Here is a 21605-nt window from a genome sequence, read left to right on the forward strand (position 1 = left end):
AACATTCAAGCATATTGTCATTCCAGTTCAGTGATAGCATAATAATTCAGCTACATCGGAATAGCACCTTTTCAATGCACATGATCGATAGGTGCCGTTCAGGTGGAACTAGGATATAAGGTTGTCTTTTTCCGGAGACTATGTCTCACGGAAAAAAGGTTTCATGCCTACGGCATTAAGTGAGACTGTTCAAAAAAGTGTATCAAAGTAAATAGTTAAACTCTTTAATTGCTTGATAATCAAACCTTTGCGTTAAATGCGTAATTTTGAACACCCTCCATCAAGTAAAGAAAATCTTAATTCCCGACTACCCTCACCAAAGCAGGGATCTTTAAACGCGCAAAGCCCACAAAAAACGCTGCTTATCTCCCTATGTCCTTTATCTCCTTTATCTCCTTATCTCCTTATCTCCTTTTTCCCTTAAAGGTTCATAAACCCCATAGGCCCCGCCGAAGACCCCGTATCGTAAAAATTGCCGATATTCGGAAACAGCGTACTTAAATCCGACGGACTAACACCAAACCACAAAGCCAGTTCAGCGAAATATTCATCATTGGAGGTAGTGGGGATCAGTACGCCATTATGAATTTCATACGGTCCTCCCAGCGCCAATGAAGGATAGGTCCCATACATATCCCCTCCCTTGATATCACCGCCCATCACCAATGCGTTGCCGCCCCAGGCATGATCACTTCCGTTGCCGTTGGAGGTTAACGTTCTTGCAAAATCTGATATCGTAAAGGTCGTCACCCCATCGAACATACCTATTTCATTCAATCCATTGGAAAATTCAAATAAAGCCTTATCAACAATCTTAAGGTTCCTTTCGTGGGAATCAATTAATTCTCCATGCATATCCCAACCACCCATTTGCACGAAAAATATCTGTCGTTTAAAGCCGAGAATATCCCGGGCCATGATCACCTCGGTGATTCGCTTGAAGCTTTGTGAAATACGGTTGTCGGAAAAGAAGGTATTCAAATTGCCGATCTGCTCCATGGCGGCCCTGAATTCAATACTGCCGTCAAGGCTTCTTTTCAGAATATCGGTGTATGACTTTTTAAACATATCGGGATGATCTACTCCGAGCAAAAGATCGATTCCTTCGGTCCTTTTTGCATTAAAACCTGTCGACAATGGATCATACCCGTCAATTCCAGGACTTCCGTCATACGGGTCAATGGCAAATTCAACCAGCGTCTCTCCGTATTGAAAAATATTCGTACCAGAGAGGGAAATATTCATCGACACATTTTGATTCGTATTCATGGAGTTGAGCAAATCCGCCATTCTCCCTCCCCAACCGATATGGGTTCTGACATGGGGCAAACCCGTCTGACAGTTCTTCAACTGATCCGAATGGGAAAACAACCCCAGGGGTATGGGCGCACTATTATTTTGATAGGTAATTTTTGTGGTCGGCTCTATCAATGGACCCACATTATTGATAAAGGAGACTTTGCCTGTGTTGAACAATTGATGGATGTTGGTCATCGCAGGATTCAGACCATACTGTTTTCCATCGCTGGTAACCGGGGTGATCGGCAGCAGTTCATTTTGGGAAATGGCCAGGTCAGAGCGTGTCACGGCGTATTCGTCGTATTCCGGATTGCCACGGGGAACCACCATATTAAAAGAGTCGTTTCCGCCATTGAGAAAGAAACAGACTATCGCTTTATAATCGCCATATGGATTGTAAACCAGGTTATTAAGATAAGCGGCATTAATGGCTTTAAGTTGAGTAATGGTCGAAGCAGTGGTCACACCCAACGCCCCTAAACCGAATTGTCTTATAAATTTTCTTCTTGAGTTCATTATTATTAGAGTGTTTTTCTTTATGTTAGGAGAAAATTCCGTAGAAGGATTTACCTTGAACTTTGAAAGGATTATTTGCGAACTCTGCGCCTTCTCCCGACCTATCGGTACGGGATGTGCCATTTGCGCCCTTGCGGTTAAAAAAGACTTCCATTTTTCGTTAGCTCCGGGAGCCTATCCTTCTAAATCCAATCTCCACCTTTATTTCAGAATATTATAATCAGAGCTGATTACCATCAGGTAAATAGTCAATTTCACTTTTTCAAACATATCTTCTATCGGGTCTACAATGGTCGTTATGATTTGTCGCGTATCGTCTTTGAGCATGCCATTGGTCAGTAGAATATCCAGCTCATTGATCAGGATCTCGGTGTCTTCCGCATAGGTCAGCAGATCATCCAGATTGGTGTAAACAATATTATCAGGATTCTCCCTTGTTCTTAAAAGGGTTTCGTTAACGGCCCATTCATTGACAAAATTCACAAATCCGATGCTGGTCCTTGAATTGTAAACCTGGAATTCGGGTGCAAAAAACCCCTGGTCGCCAATAGGTCCAATGGGCTGAAAATCAGGCCAGTAAAAGTTAAAAACCGAATAGGAATACATGGGATGCTGTCCGGCATCGTCGTTGTAATCAAAGCCGTAATTCCAGAAATTTCCGTTCTCACTGAAACCGCCGAGTGCCCTGGCAAAATGGGTGTATCGGATAATCGGCTCTTTAAGTTTCCCCTGAACAGGGTCATTGTACCATTCACAAGTTCGCGCTTCTTCATCCAGCAAAACAGCCTTGATAACTGCTTTCATATCGCCTCTGACGCCGGCACCATTATCATTGAATGCCGCAGCCACCCGTGAGACATATGCAGGCGATGGATTTGATTTCACCAATCGCTGTATCAGTTGTTTTCCAATGAAAGGCCCTGTATTAGGATGATTGAACAGATGATCGATGGCAGCATTTATGTCTTCCATACCTGTTTGACCGGCGGGCACTACAAAACCGTTTAACAAGTATTTGGGGCCGGGTTCGTGGTAATTTTCATACATCACCATCGGTTCCGCCATATCTATTATTTGGATGCCCCTGCCAAACGCAGGCACGATTACCGTATCCGGCAGCGAAATGGTAGCTCCGCCTCCAAGCCCGGTATATATTTTGGCAAACTCCTTGATATCATCATTATCATAAGTCGGAATATCGTGACCTTGATTGTCCTGCACCCTTGTGCCATCCTGGTTCAGTTCATACAACCCTATGGTCATCAACTGCATCATCTCTCTCGCAAAATTTTCATCGGGATGAATGTAATGGGCGGGATCGGATTTAGGATTATTCAGGTGTGTCAGGTAAAATCCCATACACGGATGCAGGGTCACATCGGTCAGAATATCCTTAAAATTCCCAAAGGCATTTTCAATCAGCATGTCGTAATAACTCGCCACGCCTTCGCCGTACTTGTCCAGTTCTGAATAAAACGAGATCACAAAAATTTCGCTCAGGGCAAAAGCGATCCTTTGCCTTAACAGATCCTCATTCGTCATGTTGGCTTGCCACCAGGCGTAGTCAAAATGCACATTGGAAGGGATTTGCGGATAATCCATGGTATCCCCTCCGGCCGCGAGAAAGCGTTGAAAGGTCGTATCATAAATTTCCTGGATAAGTGGTCGGACAAACGTCGGTGGCAAAGCATACTGTTGATTGATCCAGGCTCCAAAGTCCATTTTCGCAACGGAATCGATGGTACTTCTGTTGGCTCCCAAAGTGGCCTGGGCCAAAAAGCGGCCGGCATCGATAAGCTTTCCCGTAAGTCCTGAAATGGTCAGCGTGTTGGAGCCTTCTGCAATCTCTTCCCATCCCGGAGGCTGGAAATCACTACTCGTGGTCACGGTAATATTCTGATCATGACCGCCACCGATGTAGTCCCCATAGGTTTGGGAGCTTAGCAGAATGGAATAGCATAAAAAGGGTAATAGGAATAATACTCTCATAAGGATAATGCTTGGAAAATGTAAAACGCAAAATGTAAAAACCGGGGAATGAAGCAAAAATTGGGGAACAGTTTAGAAGGGGCCTAATTGTAATGGAGTTGAAACATTTATTTTTTGCTTCCTCCTTATTAATGTTTTATTTTGGGAATTTATTTTATGAAGGTGTTTTTATTTGCCTGCTTACGCGAAAAACAGGGATTTTTGACGAAGTCAGATCGATGTGGAAAATTTGGATTTTCGAAATAATATTGATTTGTGTATTTGCGGTAGACGCCGCAGGAAGGCAGGCTAAAGCACTGAGCAATCGAAATTTTATTTAAAGCGATTATTTTTGTTGCGCGGTACTAATAATAAATACGATGGAATTGAAATCCCAATTAATAAAGTGACCCTGATCTTCAAAGCATTCCGTCAAAAAACAAAAAAAGCCGTGGTCAACGCTTCCGTTGTAATTTTAAAAATCGGAGCTATTCCGTTTGATTCATCTCCTTTTGGGGAAATATTTTCTGTTCGATATACTTTCCGATTGATTTAATCGCATCTGGATTTTGAGTGACAAGTTTGGTAAGTCCAAACTGTAAAATATATCCAAAAAGTTTTTTGAGTTTAGTATTTGACTTGCCTTTGGCGGCTTTTTGAGCAATATACCTGGTAGTCAGACCAATGAAAGTGATCAATATATTATTGACCAGGTAGGGAGATGAGGCAACTTCTTTCAAGGCGCTCTCGATGAGTCTCGCAGGTTTTAAACTCTCGTAGGAAAGGAAAAACTGTTCTCTCAAATTTTGCAAATGAATAACCTGCTCTGTTTCTAATAACAGCACCGCATTTTTAAGATCGGCAGGTGTGGTAATATTTCCCATAACCTTTTAATTAAATATCTGTTTGACCATATAATTGTAAATTTTCTGTTTAAGCCATTTATGAATAAACAAGTGAATCAAAAGTGCTGCAACGCCATAAAAAGCAGCCACCACAAAAAAACCCAAAAAGAGATTTTCAGTAATTTCTCCAAGCCAGAAAGCCAATCCCAAATTAAAAAAAAGCGTAAACAAAACAATGATGACAAAAACAACAGCATGAGGAATTAAAGTGGACAGCACATCCGATGTTTTGTCCAGGGTCTTTAGTCTTATCAGCTCGTAGCTTGTTTTACCATATTTTCCAGCGCTTTCCAGCATTGATTCGATTAACTTAACATTGTCTTCCAAAGTTTCTGACATGATAATAATGGTTTACGAAAGTTCCTTCAAATTTCTATAGGTGAATCTCCATTTGTGAGGGTTATCAGGAACTCGGTTCCTAATGCTTCTTTAGGCGGAAGCATATATGTTCATTCATTGCATCCTCGTAAAAAATGGTTAGTGCAATCTGTCTATCTGGCCCGTTCATTTTGTCGTAGGGATTGATTTTCAATGGTCCTGTGAACATGATGAACTGATTGCACTAACCTGAAACATTTTTACACTTCAGCTTTTTTTCCGTTTTTTGCAGCTACTTCCGGGTTAGACAGTGTTTTTTCAGCGTAGCCGGCCATTTCTTCTTTTACTTTTTCAAATTGCCCGGTAACTTCATCGAGTAATTCATCAAATTTTCCCTTTAACGCATCGACGTAATTCTCCCCTTTCTTTAATATCCTTTTCCTTGTTTTTGTTCCTTTTGCAGGGGCAAACAATATTCCTGCCAATGCACCTGCGGCAACGCCGGCGAGCAATCCTAATACCACTTTTCCTGATTTCATAATTTTATTATTTAAATGTTTGTTGATAAATTTAACTGATTAAAAGGTCAGCCTTCCTTTGGCAATTTTTAATACACCAATACAAATTCTCAAAAGGATTTTAACTGAAAATCAAAAAATTGAGGGTTGTAATTTGTAGTTTGAACTTTCCCCAGGTTGCATCGCATCTTGGGTTAAATAGTAATGCTCTTTAAACTATCCAACACGCCAAATACATTCAGCAGCCAAATTACAAGAATGATTATGACCACTGCATTGAGAATTTTTTTAACTGAACCTTGCATTGGAATAAAATTGTTTATCAACCAGAGGATAACTCCGACGACAATTATCGCGATAAGAATATTTAAGATTGGCATGATGATAATTTTTAATTTGTACTAAATTATACGATGTAAAGATCGGGCTCCCTGGCCAACAAAGTGTTACATTATTCCTTTTAAGAGTTGCATCATTCACACATTCAAACGATTAATTTCCTCCTTTTGAAATCAACTTCTCCCTGCCTGATGAATCGAGAAAAGATAGGAAGGGAATGGGCACAAAACAAAACAGGCAGATGAAGATCATCTGCCTGATATGGTTTTTTGTGAGGAGGTAATTCCTTGATTTGTTTTTCAACGCATGGATTCCCCTCATTTTGTTTCAATGAGAACTGAAAGGGAAAAATTCAATGGATTAAACCAAAAGGATAATTAAGATAATAATCAAAATCAGTGCGCCACTTCCAATATAAATGGCTCCACTTTGGCTAGCCAAATTCTTGTCAATTCCTCTGGCTTCTTTCTTAAGCTCACGTTTCTCTCTAATAGTCATGTTTGTTTTATCCATATTATGGATTTCTTCAGAGCGATTTTCTAAACGGCTTAATTCTACTTCAGAAAGCTTATTCTCAGTGGGTTCTGGAACTGTAGGAAGCTCTGAATTCGATTTTCTATCACCATTATTTGCAAAGGCAAAAGTCGAGCTCAAAGTGAAAATCATCACGATAACAAAAACAATAGTCTTTTTCATTTTCTTTCTTTTTAAAATTTAAAATCAGATTAAAGTAATTCAATAATTTTGTGTAACTCTTCTTTTGTTTTACCAAGTTTTATTTGAAGTTTACCATACATTTCATCTTTTTTGCCTTCTTCAAACAAAAGATCACTGTCTGTTAAGATTGCAAATTTCTGTTTGAGCAGACCTTTATGCTCATCCCAGTTTCCTTTTACTTCTGTAATGTTCATTACGTTTAATAATTTATTTCCTCAACTGGAGGACCAGGTGTGAAATAATTTTCACGATGTAAATTTCATACCTTAATTGCTGCAACGAATTACACCATTCCTTAAAAATAAGTCATCATTAATGCATTGAGCAACGCCAACCCGATTTCCTGTAATGGCTACGAGAGAGCCTTTTTCTTATCAAGTACAATTACAATAATGCCCCCGACAATTAACACCAACCCAACCAGCGGCGGCCATTGTACAGTGTGATTTTTTTCTGCATTTATTTCAATCGGACCTATATCAACTACTTTTTCAGTGGTTACATAATTGAATCCGGTATAGGCCATCATAATTATTCCGATAGCGAGCAGCACAAATCCAAAAGTTTTTTTCATCCTATTTTTTTTTAGTGAACTAAATATCAAAGTAGTTAAAACCGGTACCCAATTGAAATTCCATAACCTGTATTTTTAAGCGTTGAACTATCATCGGGGGTGAGATAATGATCGGGCTTTATATTGATCATGCCGAGTTGTGCATTCAGCAGCACAAACAACCCGCCTGCCATTTCATATCCGAAGAAGATATTACCCCCGGCATCAAATGGTTTAATATATGTTGTAGTTAAAGGATCGCCGGACACCACCTCTTTTTTGAATTTAATATCAGACTCAGAAGATACAGAACCATCTTCATAAAGAGCTTTGCCCACTATACCGTATCCCACATAAGGCCCTAATCCTATCATAAAATAACCAGAGCCCAACAGGCCTTTATACACAAAATTCAGAGGCAGTTCAATATAAGAAAGCCTGGTTGTATTGGTTAAAGTGCTAATGGTGCTTTTCGCCCCCTTTGTTGAGAACAGTAAACCTGGCTGAAAGTAAAACTCGGGCGCAACGGGAATCTGAGCATTTACCCCAAAGTGATAGCCGATAATTAAATCGTTTTCGAGTTTGTCACCACTCAAATTTTCCCCGTTTAAATTTTGAAAGTTAACACCTCCCAGAATGGCAATGGATGTTTTTCCATTTCCAACGGTTTGGGCTATTGCAGCAGAAACAAAAAGTGCAAAAACCAGAATCAAAGAAATTTTTCTTGCTTTCATAATAAATATTTTAAGTAGTGGCAATTAATTTTGGGCATCCTTTTCCGCATCTGCTTTCATTTTTTCGTTGGCAGTGATCAAAAACTCTACCCTGCGGTTTTGGGCGCGGCCACTATCTGTTTTATTCTCGTATTTGGGCAAAGTTTCGCCAAATCCTTTTACAGCAAGCCGGCTTCCCCTTATCCCTTTATCTGTTAAATAATAAGAAACCTGGCGAGCCCGTTGAACAGATAAGTCCTGGTTGTATGCTTCGCTCCCTTTGCTGTCGGTATGTCCCTGTATTTCAATATCTGTGTCCGCATAACTATTCAACACAACAACTAATTTATCGAGGTTTGTTTTTGCGTCCGCTGAAAGGTTCGATTTATCGAAACCAAATAATATACTACTGTTAAATTCAACAACAATGCCTTCACCAACACGTTCCACTTTTGCACCGGGAACAGTTTTCTCAATTTCCTCAGCTTGTTTGTCCATTTGACGGCCAATTACAGCGCCCGAAGCCCCCCCCACAGCTGCACCAATAATGGTGCCCAGGGCAGTATTGCCCGAAGCCCTGCCGATAACGGCGCCAGCTGCGCTGCCGGCTGCTGTTCCAATAACAGCCCCCTTCTGGGTTTTACTCCATGAAGCACAGCTCGGAAAAATTAAAGCAGTCCCTAAAAATATCAGTAAAATCATTCTTAAATTATTCATAGTAAATGTTTTTAAAATTTGAACAAAGGTCGGCTTAATTAAATAGAGAAGTGTTACACAACTTTCGATAAGGTTTGTATTATTCACACATTTTCAGCTTTGATTTTGTTTCAAAAAAAGAGCCATCACAAATTTTGGGTGACACCAAAATTTGTGATGGCTTCTGTTAACAAGTAAATACTTGCGGGCTAAGAATATGAATACTTATCAGAGATTACATCCGATCCATATACCAACTTAACTCTTTCTCCATTTTGTTGAAGCGCAAAACGTTGGTAATAATTTTTTGAAGGCGGATAAAAGCGGTTTCACTTTTTACCACATAATCGACAGCTTTATGATGCATACAATTTATTGCCACATCAATTTTATCCTGGGCAGATAACACTATAACCGGTATATCTTGATTAAAGGCTTTTATTTTATCCAGCGTTTCAATTCCGTTCATCGCGTTTTTATCAACGCTGTCAAGATGATAATCCAGGATGACTATATCAGGTTGATGAGATAAATTCGCAATACAAAGTTCTCCTGTGATAAAGGTTTCAATGTCAAAATCGGCCTGTTGCAAAAAATCAATTTCCAGTGATTTTAAAAACAATTCATCGTCATCCACCAGGAAAAGTTTTATCTTATTTTTATTGTTCAATTTTTGGCGTTTTTAATGGTGATGAGTTCTTCTTTCAATTCTTCTAATGACTGTGTAAAAACCCCTTCGAGTTGTTGAATCATTTCCGATATTCCTGCTGATTGCTGCTGGTTTTTGGCATAATCCTGTACTTTATGGGCCATTTTTTCGAAATCGGAGCTAATGCCCATAATGGAAAATGAGGGAATCATTTTATGGAGGGCGGTATGCAACCTGCTCCAATTTTTATCTTTAAACCCTTGTTTCATTTCCGAAACTAAAACTGGGGTTTGTTCTAAAAAAAGCGAAATCATTTCCATCATTAAAATTGGATTCGATTTGGTACGCGTGTTTAAATAATCGAGGTTGGTACATTTGATTTTAATTTCTTGAGGTTGAACATCCAAATGAGGTTCAATAACTGCTGATGTTTTTTTCACCGACCCAATTATTTTACTGTACAACACTCTTTCATCCACTGGTTTTGCAATGTAATCATTCATGCCAACGACCGTACATTTGGCCAGATCAACCGTAGTGACATCGGCCGTTAAGGCAATAATGGGGATATTGGATTTCATTTTATTCCGAATAAAATCGGTAGCCTCAAAGCCGTTCATTTCGGGCATTTGCAAATCCATTAAAATAACATCGTACTCTTGTGTTTGTAATTTCTCAATGGCTATTCTCCCGTTATCGGCAATATCACATTCAAATCCAAAATCCTCTAAAAGTGTTCTCATCAGTAATTGATTGAGTATAATGTCTTCCACAACCAAAACCTTAATATCCGTTATATCTGTATCTATTTCTATTGATTCAGTTTCAAAATCAACTTCAGCATTTGTCTTCTGAAATTTTAACACAAAACTGAAAGTTGAGCCTTCGTTCAGTTTACTGTATACTTGAATGCTGCCGCCTTGTGGTTCTACTAAATTTTTAACAATCGAAAGACCTAATCCTGTTCCCCCGTACAATCGGGAAGTGCCGCTTGATGCCTGCTGGAAATTTTCGAAAATCTGTTCTAATTTAGATTCCGCGATGCCAATTCCTGTATCTTTTACGGCAAATTCAATGCTTGCTTCATTATCATCTTCTTCCAATAATTTTATACTCACTATAATTTCCCCCTTCGTAGTAAATTTTAGTGCATTACTCACCAGGTTTATAATGATTTGATGCAATCGAACCGGGTCGCCAAGCAACACCTCCGGTATTCTATCGTCGTATTCCTTAATTAATTTCAAATTCTTTTCCTGAATTTTGGGCTCGAACAAATGAAGGATAGCTGATATCGATAAAACCAATTTGAAGGGTATTTGCTCAAATACCATTTTCCCGGCTTCAACTTTTGCCAGGTCCAGAATATCGTTGATGAGTACGATTAATGCATTGCCACTTAATTTTATGGCTTGTAAATATTCTTTTTGTTGTGCCGACAAATTTGTTTTTAACAACACTTTGGTAAATCCGATAATCGCATTCATTGGGGTGCGAATTTCGTGGCTCATGTTCGATAGAAATTGCTGCTTTGCTTTCACGGCATCTGTTGCAATAATGGTTGCACTTTCAGCTTTAAGTTTCGCTTCTTCGGCAATCAAAGTGGCCATTTCCGCAAAAACGATGGCCTCTGTCAGTTCCATTTCAATTCTTTTTTGATCCGTAACATCGCGGGCAACAATTACGACTCCTTGTACATTTTCCAGATCATCTTTATATACCGAACCGTTAAATAATACATCAGTCAGTTTACCATCAATATGCCTCAGCGTAAGGGGTGAGTCCGTGACAGAACCCATTGCAAATACTTTCTGATAAACATCCCGGGCTTTTTGTGGTTCGGTAAAATAATCGAAGAAATCAGTTCCGGTGAGTTTTTCGCGTGTTACCCCCGTAATATTAACGGTGGCTTCATTCATGTCTGTTATCTTACCTTCAGCGCTTATGGTTACCAGCGGATCTAAACTGGCTTCAATTAAACTTCGGGCATACTGAGAATCTCCCGTTTTTTCTGATTCCAATATTTCTATGGGAAAAATATCAGGAGATTCGGAAGCAATATGATTGTCCGTCCGTTTTCCAATTTCTTCAATTGGGCTGCGCCTTTTGTCTTTTAGCCGCTTAAAATGAGAAGGGGAAAGACCTGTAATTTTTTTAAACTGATTGGATAAATGGGAAACACTTGAATAATTCATTTTCCAGGCTATTTCCGAAATAGATAATTCATCATAAATCATCAATTCCTTTATCCGTTCTATTTTATGCAAAATCATAAAATGCTCAATGGTAGTTCCCTGGACTTCTGAAAATAAATTTGACAGATAGGTGTACTGGTGATGGAGTTTTTCGCTTAGAAAATCGGAGAAGTTTGTTTTAAGTACACCGTCGGTATGGTGAATTGTTTCAACAATCGCTGTCTTGATTTTTTCAATCAAAACAGCTTTTTTATCATCAATCAGTTCAAGCCCGGATTCCAGTAAATTCATTTTTAACTGCTCCCGCTGTTCGGTAGAAATATTTTCCATTATTTCAACCTCGCCCAAATCAACCACAATAAAATGCAGCCCGAGTTTTTTCAACTCTTCTTTTACTGCAATTTTACAGCGGTTACTTACCATATTTTTAATAAATACTTTCAAATTTAAATTTTTAAGTTCAGTGTAAAGATCATCACTTATGAAGTATAAATTCTTATATAATTTTAGGAATTAGTTGCATAATTCACACATTTTCAGATAATTCCCTGTCCATAATAGCGGCAATGATAACCTTGGTTAGACTTTTATTGGCTAGGGCATTCGATAACAGGTTGCCCTGCAGTGTCTCTATTTTTTCGGGATCAAAATCCAATTCCAGAGTGCCGGGCCAATCCATGAGCTGAATCCGGCTGTTTTGCCTTTCCGCCAAACGATGATAAGGTTCAAAGAAATATAAAAGGCAGGGGACGATATCGCCCATCTGATGTCCGAAGGTTACCGAAAAAAAAGCCGATGGTTATCGTTTAAAGATTTGACTGAAATAGGCTTTTAAGGCTTTCTGCCTGTTCTATAATTTCACCCCGGCACGTCCGTTACAAGCTTATACCCTATGCCCCGGATATTTACGATTTTTACACTTGTATCGGCTTCGAGCTTCTTGCGTAATTTTGAAATATAAACATCCAAAGTCCTCCCCACATAATCCCCTTCGTCTCCCCATACGTTTTGGAGTATAACCTCCCGCGCTACGGGCGTATTCGCAGCGGTACAAAGTAAATAAAGCAGTTCAGCTTCCTTATTGGATAATTCAACGCTATTATTTTCAAAAGATAGTGCCCTGTTTTTTTGATCAAACTTAGACGCACCGATCATGATCAAACTCGGGTCCTGATCTGCAGCGTTCTTTTTCCAGATAAAGAAACCTGCAAAACCAATGAGGGCAAGCAATAAAAAGATTAAAAAAGCAGGTTTAAAAGGATTTGCTTTTTTACCCTCCGGAGCGGTTAAAGACGAAGCCGACAAACTCGCAATAGGCCCGGCATTCTCAAAAAGAGTAACCCAAAGGCTATAACAATCCCTGGGCAGCGGTCTCCCTTCACATGGAATCAGGTCGGGATTCGCCGCATAACGCCGAATCTCAAAGCTGTACACCACGTCTTTCGTTTCACATTGCTGCACTTCAACCAGGTAGTCGGAAGCAATGCTGTTTTCCATCATAACCCGACCAATGGTGGAGACGATATCATCCGGATCAAACCCAAACTCAGATTCAAAAGAGATCTTGTATTGTCCACCGACCTTCTCAATCGGCAGGATACGCGACTCCCTATCCCCCAAACACAACAAAACCTCATGTCCGATCATTCTCATCGCCACCCCGATACGCTTTTCACCTATCCCCTCCTCCACAGTGCTATTTGCAACGAATGGAAGCATACAGGCAAAAACAAAAAAAATGGATTTTTGATACACTTGTATGAATGGTCTGAAAGTCATGCCACAAATCTATTGGATTATTACACTATTTGACCTTTTTTGCAATCATTTTGCACACAATTTACACTAATTTACATTCATTAAGGCGGTAAACAGGGGTGCTGACTTACCTTTAACCCGTGACAGGAGGTCGGTGTATTTCCCATTTTTACAACATTAATAAATTTTTAAACAAATGAAAAATAACTTCGCGACGTTGATTTTACTACTCCTGGCTTTTTCCGGCTTTTCCCAGGAAATGGGCTATGACGTTTTTGGCACTAAAACAAACCCCTATGCAGGTCCGTATTCCATATTAACGCTGGATACCCTGAAAGAGGCGAAAACACTCAGTGATATCAATGCAAAGTATCGGTCATCCTGGGTCGCCAGGTATATTTCTGTCGAAGTTTCTTCGATCTGCGAGGAAGTGATCAAAAAGGCAGTAAGCCAAAACGACACCCTGACCCATGAACAGATGGGCCTTTTGAAAAAGGCTGAAGAGGGCTGCCTAATCAGTGTCGAAGTGGATTACATCCCTTTGAACAACCTGAAATATAATCCTCCCAGGAAGATGGATTTTACATTGACGACGATTCCCATATTCGAAGCCAAATACCCTGGTGGTTACGGAAATTTGAAGGCATACCTTAAGGAAAATATCATGGATAAAATTCCCGAAACATCTCCTGGATCTGTAAAATTTGCAAAAGTAAAATTCAATATTACCGGAAAAGGTCAGGTATCCGACGCTCAAATTTCCAGGACATCCGAAAATGATAAAGTGGATAAATTAATCCTTGAAGCCATTGGCAATATGCCCAAATGGATCCCGGCCCAAGATTCAAAAGGCATGAAAATTACCCAGGCATTTGAGTTTAGCATGGGGACCGACCTGCTTAGGTGCGATTATCAATATTAACATTTCGTATTGCACTCCAACAGATCATTTTCCTCCTCCTGCCAATGATATTAAAAAGGGGTTGTTAGCTATGGCTAATGAAAGCCAAGGAGAGCGTCCCACCCAAAACCATACCTGCCGGGAATTTGCTTCCGAATAGAATGGTTGAAGCTAAACTCCATTCTGATTGGGGTTTGGTTTATACAGGCGTTGAGGGAGCGAGGATACCTCTGAATGCAGACTACGGCAGTTCAATTGATCTACAATTTGGGATGAAACAAAGTAGAACCTATCCTTTTTTACAGCCTAAATTCGATTCCGGAATTATTTTTTTTTTAAAACTTTGCCATTTCTTACCTAACTTTCCGGCTTTTAAATATGCTTGTGATAAAGAGAACCTACCTTTGTTTCCATTTAAAATTCAAGCCAGCTTAACCTGATATTAATGCAAAAATTTTTAAACCTCCCCCTGATCTGTATTTTAATGTCAACGATCATCCCTTCGAAAATAAATTCGCAGGTGGTCATCAACGAATTCATGGCAGCTAATTCCTCTGCCATATACGACCCTGAAAATGGAGAAAGCGCAGACTGGATAGAACTTTACAACACCGCCGACAGCACCGTTGACCTAAGCGGGTATTACCTGACCGATAACCTGAGTGACGAGACCAAATGGCCCATCCCCGCAGGTACGATCATTCCTGCGAATGGTTTCCTGATTTTCTGGGCCGACGGAACCGATTCGGGAATGCATACCCTTTACAAACTGAGCAGTGCGGGAGAAGAAATCGGGCTCTACGATCATGATCTCAACCTGGTGGATGGATTCGTTTATGCATTGCAGGAAACCAATATCAGTTATGGCCGGGAGACTGACGGCAGTCTAAACTGGGCCTGGTTTTCCGAATCAACCCCAAATGCTTCCAATAGCAGCTCAACACCCTATGCCGGGATCACCTATAATGAACCTTACTTTTCCGTTAAAGGAGGATTTTACCAATCGCCTCAATCGGTAGCGCTCTCCACTCTCGACGGTGAAATCCATTATACCTTAGACGGCCGAACCCCTACCATCAATGATCCCATTTACACTGCGCCTATCAGCTTTAACGAATCCACCTTTATCAGGGCGAGGGTCTTTATTCCCGGTTTTATTCCGGGGCCAACGAAAACACATTCTTACTTTTTTGAGGCCACGTTCGCGGAACGAGGCCTTCCTGTGGTTTCCCTGGTCACCGATCCTGATCTGTTTTGGGATCCGGTTATTGGCATTTATGTCCAGAATTTCAAACCCGATTGGGAACAACCGGTGAATATAGAATTCTTTGAAAATGACGGCAACAACCGGGCCGTTTTCAACGAAAGAGCCGGGGTAAAAATCAACGGCCAAAACAGCTGGGAACTGCCGCAGAAAATGCTGGGCATTTATTTTAGAGGAGAATACGGTGTAGGAAAACTGGACTACCCGCTATTCCATGACAGGTCGCGGTCGTCATTCGATGATATTATCCTGCGCGCGGGAGGAAGTGACTGGTCATTCACCCTCATGCGGGATGCCCTCTGCCAATCCCTAACCCAGGAAAATGCCCCGATCGCCTACCAGGGATTCAGACAAAGCATCATGTTTCTGAATGGAGAATATATGGGCATTCACAATTTGAGATCCAGGACAAATGATGGGTTTATTGAAGAAAATTATGGTCTGGAATCAGGAACTTACGACCTGATCGCCAACGACGGACAGGTGGAAGAAGGATCAGACGCTCAATACCACCTCATGGATTCACTTTTTAATCTGGACTTGAGTATCCAAAGCAATTTCGATTCCCTTAGCAACATAGTAGACGTCCAGAATTATACCGACTACTGGATCAGTGAAATATGGAGCAGCAACAGCAGCTGGGGACATAATGTGAAACTTTGGAAACCCAAAAACGGAGGCAAATGGCAGTTCATTTTCGGAGATCTCGATCGGGGATTTTCCGGAAGCACCAACGACCCCATTGAAGGATTTTCAAACCCGGTAGGAAACAGCAGTTATGATTACGCCCGGATATGGCTGCAACACATGTTGGCCAACCAGGCGTATGCCGCCTACTTTGCCCAAAGATTCAATGACCATGTTTATACCTCTTTTCACCCGGTAAGGGTCAATCAGGTTATTGATGCTTTTGTCAGCCCGTTATTGCCGGAAATAGCTTATCACGTCGACAGATGGAGCGGTACCACTTCCAATTACGGGAACGGCATCTCTTCGGTATCTTTTTGGGAACAGGAAGTGCTTAAATTGCGTGATTTCGCGAACCAGCGCCAGGGATTCATCATGTCCAATATCCAGTCCAGGTTCGGACTCGGTCAGTTGGCTACCCTTGGAGCAAACAGTACTCCCATTGAAGGGGGCGGAATAAAAATCAATACCTTTAAAATTCCGGAACTTCCATGGAGCGGCCCCTATTTCGAGGACATGCCCCTTACATTCACAGCCGTTCCCAATCCGGGGTACGAATTTACTGGCTGGTCGGCAAACGAGTTTCAGCAAATCATCTCCCTGGAAGAAGCCTGGAAATACAATGATCTCGGCGAGGATCTTGGTACTTCCTGGACAGGGTTGGGCTACAACGACAGCTCATGGTCGGAAGGAAATGCTGAATTAGGATACGGCGATGGGGATGAAACGACCGTCGTCTCTTATGGCAGCAACTCCAACAACAAACAGATCACCACCTATTTCAGAAAGGCTTTCGAATATAGCGGTACGGAGGAAACTCTTCCCTCTCTGCTTAAAATTCGTCGGGATGACGGAGCCGTAATTTACCTTAATGGAACCGAAATTGCCAGGACCAATATGCCCTCAGGATCTGTAACCTATAACACACAAGCGACCACAGCCGTTAGCGGAACCGATGAATCCAACTTACAGGAATTTCTTGTGGAAGTGCCCCTTTTGAATGGTACCAATGTGATTGCTGTCGAAATTCATCAAGCCAATGGCCAAAGTTCAGACATCAGTTTTGACCTCTCCTTTTCCCTCCAAACCCCTACAACCAATATCATTTCCACCAACTTAACCCTACCCATCAACCTAACGGGAAATGCTTCCTATACGGCTCATTACGAAACTACCGGAGCATGCCTGCTGCCCGCACAAATTACCCAAAACACCACGCTAACCATTGATTGCTCCCCTTATTTGACCAGTGGTGATGTGGTGGTAATGCCGGAAGTTTCTCTAAATATAGATCCGGGGGTCGAAATATGGTTCCCGGAAAAGGCACGCCTCATCATCCGGGGAGCCCTCCAGGTGAATGGAACGGAAGACCTGGGCGTCCTATTAAAAGAGAATGCCGAATACGGAGCATCTTCCTGGGGCAACATCACCTTCCAAAATGCCACCGGCGCCAGCCATCTCAATTACCTCGAAGTGCGCAATGCCACCCAGGGAATACACCCGGTGCATAACCATGCCGCAATAACCGGATGGTACAGTGAAGTGGTTATGGATCACGTGACATTGGTAAATAATTTCAGCAATCCTATTTTTGCCGAGTATTCCGACATTACGCTGACCAATAGCACTCTACATTCCGACGTGATCGGTGACCTGATCAACGTCAAGTATGGGGATGCTTATGTCAGTGATTGTACTTTCACCGGAAATGACCGACCCGATACCGATGCGGTGGACTACGATGAAGTGGTGGACGGGGTCATCAGAAATTCATCCATTGAAGGATTTTATGGTTTCAATAGCGACGGTGTGGACCTGGGAGAGGAAAGTCAAAATATATTGATTGAAAATTGTTTCATCAATGATTGCACCGACAAAGGCATTTCGATAGGGCAACGCTCTGATGCCGTGATTCAAAACAACACCATTGTCAATTGCAACCTCGGGATCGGCATCAAAGACCTGGGAGCGGCAGTGGTGGACCATACTACTTTTTATTCCAATGTCAGGGCCTTATCAGCTTTCGAAAAAAATCCAGGCTTTGGGGGAGGGTACGTTTCCGTAAAAAATTCCATCCTGTCGAACTCCAGCGATTCGCCCATGTTTGTGGATGACAAGTCGACCGGAACGGCTGAAAACAACTTATACGATACAGACATATTATTCGGTACCAACAATACCTGGGCAGATCCAATATTCGAAGCTCCTACCAATTACCATTTTCAATTACAGCCTACCTCCCCTGCCCTGTCGGCCGGGTTGGACGGAGAAAATGTGGGCACCCTCGATTTCCGTTTTTATGCTTCCCCGAAAATAATGATCTCCGATATTCAGTATTTCCATCCCGAGGATGCCGACAAGGAATTCATCAGGATTCTGAATTCCGGTTCAGAATTTACGGATATCGGAGGTTATATGATCTCCGTGGGCATCTATTTCATTTTTCCGGAAGGAACCATGATCGCCCCCGGTGAAAAGGTAACCCTGGTCCGTGACCTTAATCTTTTCCCCGATCTGGCAGGTCAGGTTTTTGAATGGACTTCCGGGCAGCTGGCCAACGAAGGAGAGTTGCTTTTGTTGAGCGATAACTATGGTATCATTTTGGATCATGTTTACTTCAGTCCGATAGCCCCGTGGCCATCGTCCACTTTTCCTGACGAATATATTACCCTCAAATCGCCCTTGCTGGACAACCACTTTGGCACAAGCTGGAAGCTGGAAAGTCCAATAGTAAGCCTTGAAGAACCCGAAAATTCCACCGTGAACATTTCCCCCAACCCGGTTAGTACCTGGTTAACCTGTTCTGCAACAGAAAGGATCAGGGAGATCAAAGTCTACAATAGCCTGGGGCAATTGATCATGGAACGGAAATCAAATTCAATGGTGCTGGAATTGAACGTCAGTGCGTTGAGCCCTGGCCTGTTTACGATTCTGATCAATGGGCAGGTTACCTCAAGGTTCGTTAAATATTAAGGGTCAAAATTCATTCGGGAAAATCATGGATAAAACCTTATATTGCTCAAAATTTTTAAATTAAATACCTTTTTGTTATGACAAAAAACAACAAATTTCCTTTTAGCAGATACCATTTTATTTTCCTGATGGTTATCGCCGTTATTTCGCCTTTTTGTAAAACAGCCCAAAAAGCTGTTAGTACGACGACGACTCCGACGCTCTCCTTTGAGCAAAATATTTTGCCTATTATGACTCAAAGTTGCACCCCTTGCCATTTCCCTGAAACGGGACGCAAAAAAATGCTCGACACCTATGATGCAGTAAAAGATAATATCGTCGATATTATGGCCCGTGTTCAGCTCCCGCAGGATGATCCAAAGTTTATGCCTTTCAAAGGGAAAAAACCGGCTTTAACAGAAGCGGAAATCAACCAGTTTAAAGAATGGGTGGCTCAGGGTATGCCGAAATAGAAGCAACCTAGGTAAATCTGACTTTGCTTTGAGCCTGTCTCAATAGTCATTTAGAAGAATGGTGATCAAATGTCAATTCATCAATGCGTTTCCAACGGTTGAATCAGTTGGGATAGCGTTCCATTTTTATTGAAATTGAATAATATTTTAAGCTATTTTTCACTAAGCTACTTTTGAGACGGTCTCAAAGGCTATTTCCTTTGGGATGGTTAACCAACCTGCTTGAAAAAAGAAAAACCGGCTTGAATTTAGTTCACTTCAATTTTTCTTTCTAATTGCAAGGTATAACATTCATTGGAAACCCTTTGTATAATCAGGTACGATCCATTTTCATTGTAGACATGTTTGGGATCCGTTTCCTCGGTGGTATCCCCATCTCCAAAATGCCATTGAATTGACCGATAATTTTGGGCTCTGTTGACCAATTCCAGTGCCTTATTTTGGAGAATCAAATCAAAACCCGTTTGCATTTCAGGGTATATGGGGGCCCACCTCCATTTATTCAAATTATTCAGAACCACCTGTGAGGCACTCAGCTCAATTACCCTTCTTTCTTCATCAGGTAACTGCATTTTAAGCGGACAATTCATCGGGCTAACCCCAAAAATACTGGCATAAAATGTACAGGCTGATAAATAGGAACCTAACAAGGAAGGATGATGAAGATCCGCATTGTATAAATTAAGCCCTGGGTTTTTAAAAAAAACGTCTTCCCAAACCATTCCTACAGGAGCAATACTCGCCGAAAAAATATCTGAAAACCGAAGGTATTCTTTTTCAATCACTTCCTGCATCAATTGATAAGAAGAGATAGGTTGCCAACGAGGATTACCATTCTTATACCCCCAGGTCATATAAAAAATAATTTTTGCACATGGGTTATTGTCCATAATGCTGTCAATGATCTGTCTTGCGAAAGGCAACGTCTTTTGGTTAATCACAGACTCAGGTTGAGCAAATTCATCACTATGGCCCTGGATAACCACAAAGTCCCATTTTCGTGATTTTATTTTGTCGTAAGTGCCTTTTTGACGGGCATGATAAGATAGATTTTGCCCCTGCTTAACCAGTGTGTCGACAAAGACTTTTTTTCCAAATGAATCGGAAATGTCTCTGAATATAAAGGGCATATCATTGAAAAAAGTAAAACTGTTTCCGATAAATAAAACCGATTTTTCATGCTGATTTTGCCCAAATCCAAAGGTCAGAAAAGTCAGGAAAAAAATAGTAAACACATACCTCATAAGTGGATAATAATCGTAAAATAAAATGAAATTATTCTAAATCTGATCATAATAAGGGAAAAGGTAAACAAAAAAAGGCCAATGTTTTAGTCGTATTTAATCAGCCCAAAAAATAATTTCTTTAAGACTCCCGGGCCACCTTTATTTTCCTTGAATGTACCCACACAGGTACAAAAACGAGGAAAAACATAAAAAGGCAGATCAGCTCACAAATCAGCAGGTACCAGGGCCACGGTCCAAGAAAATCGAGCAAAGAGGCCGTTGGAGGTTTGCCCAATACATATACATAATTCGATCCGATCAACAGGTTGATAATAAGAATGAATACGACATACCCCTGAAGCGCCAAAAAGGCTCTCCAAATGCTGCGGAAGGTGGGTTTAAGATCAAAAACGACCGTGGTGTAAACGGCAAAGACCACCAGCCCCGCATGAACAAACCAATATTTAAAAAAGATGAAATTGGGAAAACCGTTATACAGATAAGGTGTGATAATGGCCTGAACGGTCCCTGCCAAAATCCAGAAGTAAAGTACCTCATGGATTTTCCGGGTAGGGTTCCACATCAAAAAAGGAAGCAAAAAAGCCGTAATATTACATATATCCAGCGGCAGGTCCGTTTTGTAATTGAAATCTCCCAGCCACCACAGGATAACAGTAGAAAGTAATACCCAAAACGAAATCGTTATAGCCATGGCTCTCGACAACATGAGCTGCTGAGGGGCATTGATAAATCGTTTGGCAAACCAGGGAAGGATGACCGCCAAAGAGATCATCAGTAAAATCACCGCAAGGTGTTGCGGGCCAAAAAGCGAAAAATCCTGGTTGTATGCAATGAAATCAGTGTGCTCCATTTCTGAAGTTTTTACAATTCCAGAACAAAATAGTAAATAAATCGAAAAAAGTCTGCTTTGCATGGCAAAACAGCCCCGGCCAATAAA

The 21605-nt window shown here is 41.2% G+C and carries 20 protein-coding genes; 4 read left to right on the forward strand and 16 right to left on the reverse strand.

Annotated elements, in window-relative coordinates; all coding sequences use genetic code 11:
• Positions 1-420 precede the first annotated feature (420 nt).
• From H6571_18135 to H6571_18200, 14 genes are all read right to left on the reverse strand, one after another.
• On the reverse strand, positions 421-1815 hold the full coding sequence (locus H6571_18135) for a DUF1501 domain-containing protein (protein ID MCB9325663.1): 1395 nt from the start codon (positions 1813-1815) through the stop codon (positions 421-423).
• A 201-nt stretch (positions 1816-2016) separates the two neighbouring features.
• Positions 2017-3804, reverse strand: a complete 1788-nt coding sequence (locus H6571_18140; protein ID MCB9325664.1) for a DUF1800 domain-containing protein — start codon at positions 3802-3804, stop codon at positions 2017-2019.
• Between the two features lie 467 nt (positions 3805-4271).
• The gene (locus H6571_18145) at positions 4272-4667 is read right to left on the reverse strand and encodes a hypothetical protein (protein ID MCB9325665.1); all 396 of its coding nucleotides are present in this window, start codon (positions 4665-4667) and stop codon (positions 4272-4274) included.
• Between the two features lie 6 nt (positions 4668-4673).
• Positions 4674-5027: a hypothetical protein gene (locus tag H6571_18150; protein ID MCB9325666.1), complete on the reverse strand. Its 354-nt coding sequence runs from the start codon at positions 5025-5027 to the stop codon at positions 4674-4676.
• A 239-nt stretch (positions 5028-5266) separates the two neighbouring features.
• On the reverse strand, positions 5267-5545 hold the full coding sequence (locus H6571_18155; GenBank protein MCB9325667.1) for a YtxH domain-containing protein: 279 nt from the start codon (positions 5543-5545) through the stop codon (positions 5267-5269).
• A 678-nt stretch (positions 5546-6223) separates the two neighbouring features.
• Positions 6224-6559 (reverse strand): hypothetical protein, encoded by a 336-nt coding sequence (locus tag H6571_18160; GenBank protein MCB9325668.1) that lies wholly within the window; start codon positions 6557-6559, stop codon positions 6224-6226.
• A 29-nt stretch (positions 6560-6588) separates the two neighbouring features.
• Entirely contained in the window at positions 6589-6774 is a 186-nt protein-coding gene (locus tag H6571_18165) for a CsbD family protein (protein ID MCB9325669.1), read from the reverse strand.
• A 158-nt stretch (positions 6775-6932) separates the two neighbouring features.
• Positions 6933-7154: a hypothetical protein gene (locus H6571_18170; GenBank protein ID MCB9325670.1), complete on the reverse strand. Its 222-nt coding sequence runs from the start codon at positions 7152-7154 to the stop codon at positions 6933-6935.
• 35 nt (positions 7155-7189) lie between these two features.
• Complete coding sequence (locus H6571_18175; protein MCB9325671.1) at positions 7190-7867, reverse strand: PorT family protein; 678 nt, start codon at positions 7865-7867, stop codon at positions 7190-7192.
• A 24-nt stretch (positions 7868-7891) separates the two neighbouring features.
• On the reverse strand, positions 7892-8563 hold the full coding sequence (locus H6571_18180) for an OmpA family protein (GenBank protein ID MCB9325672.1): 672 nt from the start codon (positions 8561-8563) through the stop codon (positions 7892-7894).
• Between the two features lie 214 nt (positions 8564-8777).
• Entirely contained in the window at positions 8778-9212 is a 435-nt protein-coding gene (locus tag H6571_18185; protein MCB9325673.1) for a response regulator, read from the reverse strand.
• Positions 9209-11386 (reverse strand): response regulator, encoded by a 2178-nt coding sequence (locus H6571_18190; GenBank protein ID MCB9325674.1) that lies wholly within the window; start codon positions 11384-11386, stop codon positions 9209-9211. The genes H6571_18185 and H6571_18190 overlap by 4 nt, the downstream gene beginning before the upstream one ends.
• 526 nt (positions 11387-11912) lie before the next feature.
• Positions 11913-12149 (reverse strand): hypothetical protein, encoded by a 237-nt coding sequence (locus H6571_18195; GenBank protein ID MCB9325675.1) that lies wholly within the window; start codon positions 12147-12149, stop codon positions 11913-11915.
• Between the two features lie 95 nt (positions 12150-12244).
• On the reverse strand, positions 12245-13033 hold the full coding sequence (locus tag H6571_18200; GenBank protein MCB9325676.1) for a winged helix-turn-helix transcriptional regulator: 789 nt from the start codon (positions 13031-13033) through the stop codon (positions 12245-12247).
• A 307-nt stretch (positions 13034-13340) separates the two neighbouring features.
• Here H6571_18200 and H6571_18205 point away from each other — a divergent pair, with 307 nt between their 5' ends.
• The 4 genes from H6571_18205 to H6571_18220 all read left to right on the forward strand — a co-directional run bounded on the left by H6571_18205 (position 13341) and on the right by H6571_18220 (position 19421).
• On the forward strand, positions 13341-14066 hold the full coding sequence (locus H6571_18205; GenBank protein MCB9325677.1) for a TonB family protein: 726 nt from the start codon (positions 13341-13343) through the stop codon (positions 14064-14066).
• A 77-nt stretch (positions 14067-14143) separates the two neighbouring features.
• Positions 14144-14485, forward strand: a complete 342-nt coding sequence (locus tag H6571_18210) for a hypothetical protein (GenBank protein MCB9325678.1) — start codon at positions 14144-14146, stop codon at positions 14483-14485.
• A gap of 5 nt (positions 14486-14490) precedes the next feature.
• Entirely contained in the window at positions 14491-18969 is a 4479-nt protein-coding gene (locus H6571_18215) for a CotH kinase family protein (protein ID MCB9325679.1), read from the forward strand.
• Between the two features lie 77 nt (positions 18970-19046).
• Entirely contained in the window at positions 19047-19421 is a 375-nt protein-coding gene (locus H6571_18220; GenBank protein ID MCB9325680.1) for a hypothetical protein, read from the forward strand.
• A 248-nt stretch (positions 19422-19669) separates the two neighbouring features.
• Here H6571_18220 and H6571_18225 read toward each other — a convergent pair whose 3' ends face one another.
• The gene (locus H6571_18225; protein ID MCB9325681.1) at positions 19670-20665 is read right to left on the reverse strand and encodes a hypothetical protein; all 996 of its coding nucleotides are present in this window, start codon (positions 20663-20665) and stop codon (positions 19670-19672) included.
• Positions 20666-20786: 121 nt separating this feature from the next.
• Positions 20787-21518 (reverse strand): TIGR02206 family membrane protein, encoded by a 732-nt coding sequence (locus H6571_18230; GenBank protein MCB9325682.1) that lies wholly within the window; start codon positions 21516-21518, stop codon positions 20787-20789.
• Positions 21519-21605 lie beyond the last annotated feature (87 nt).

This window comes from Lewinellaceae bacterium (genome assembly GCA_020636105.1).
GTDB lineage: Bacteria > Bacteroidota > Bacteroidia > Chitinophagales > Saprospiraceae > BCD1.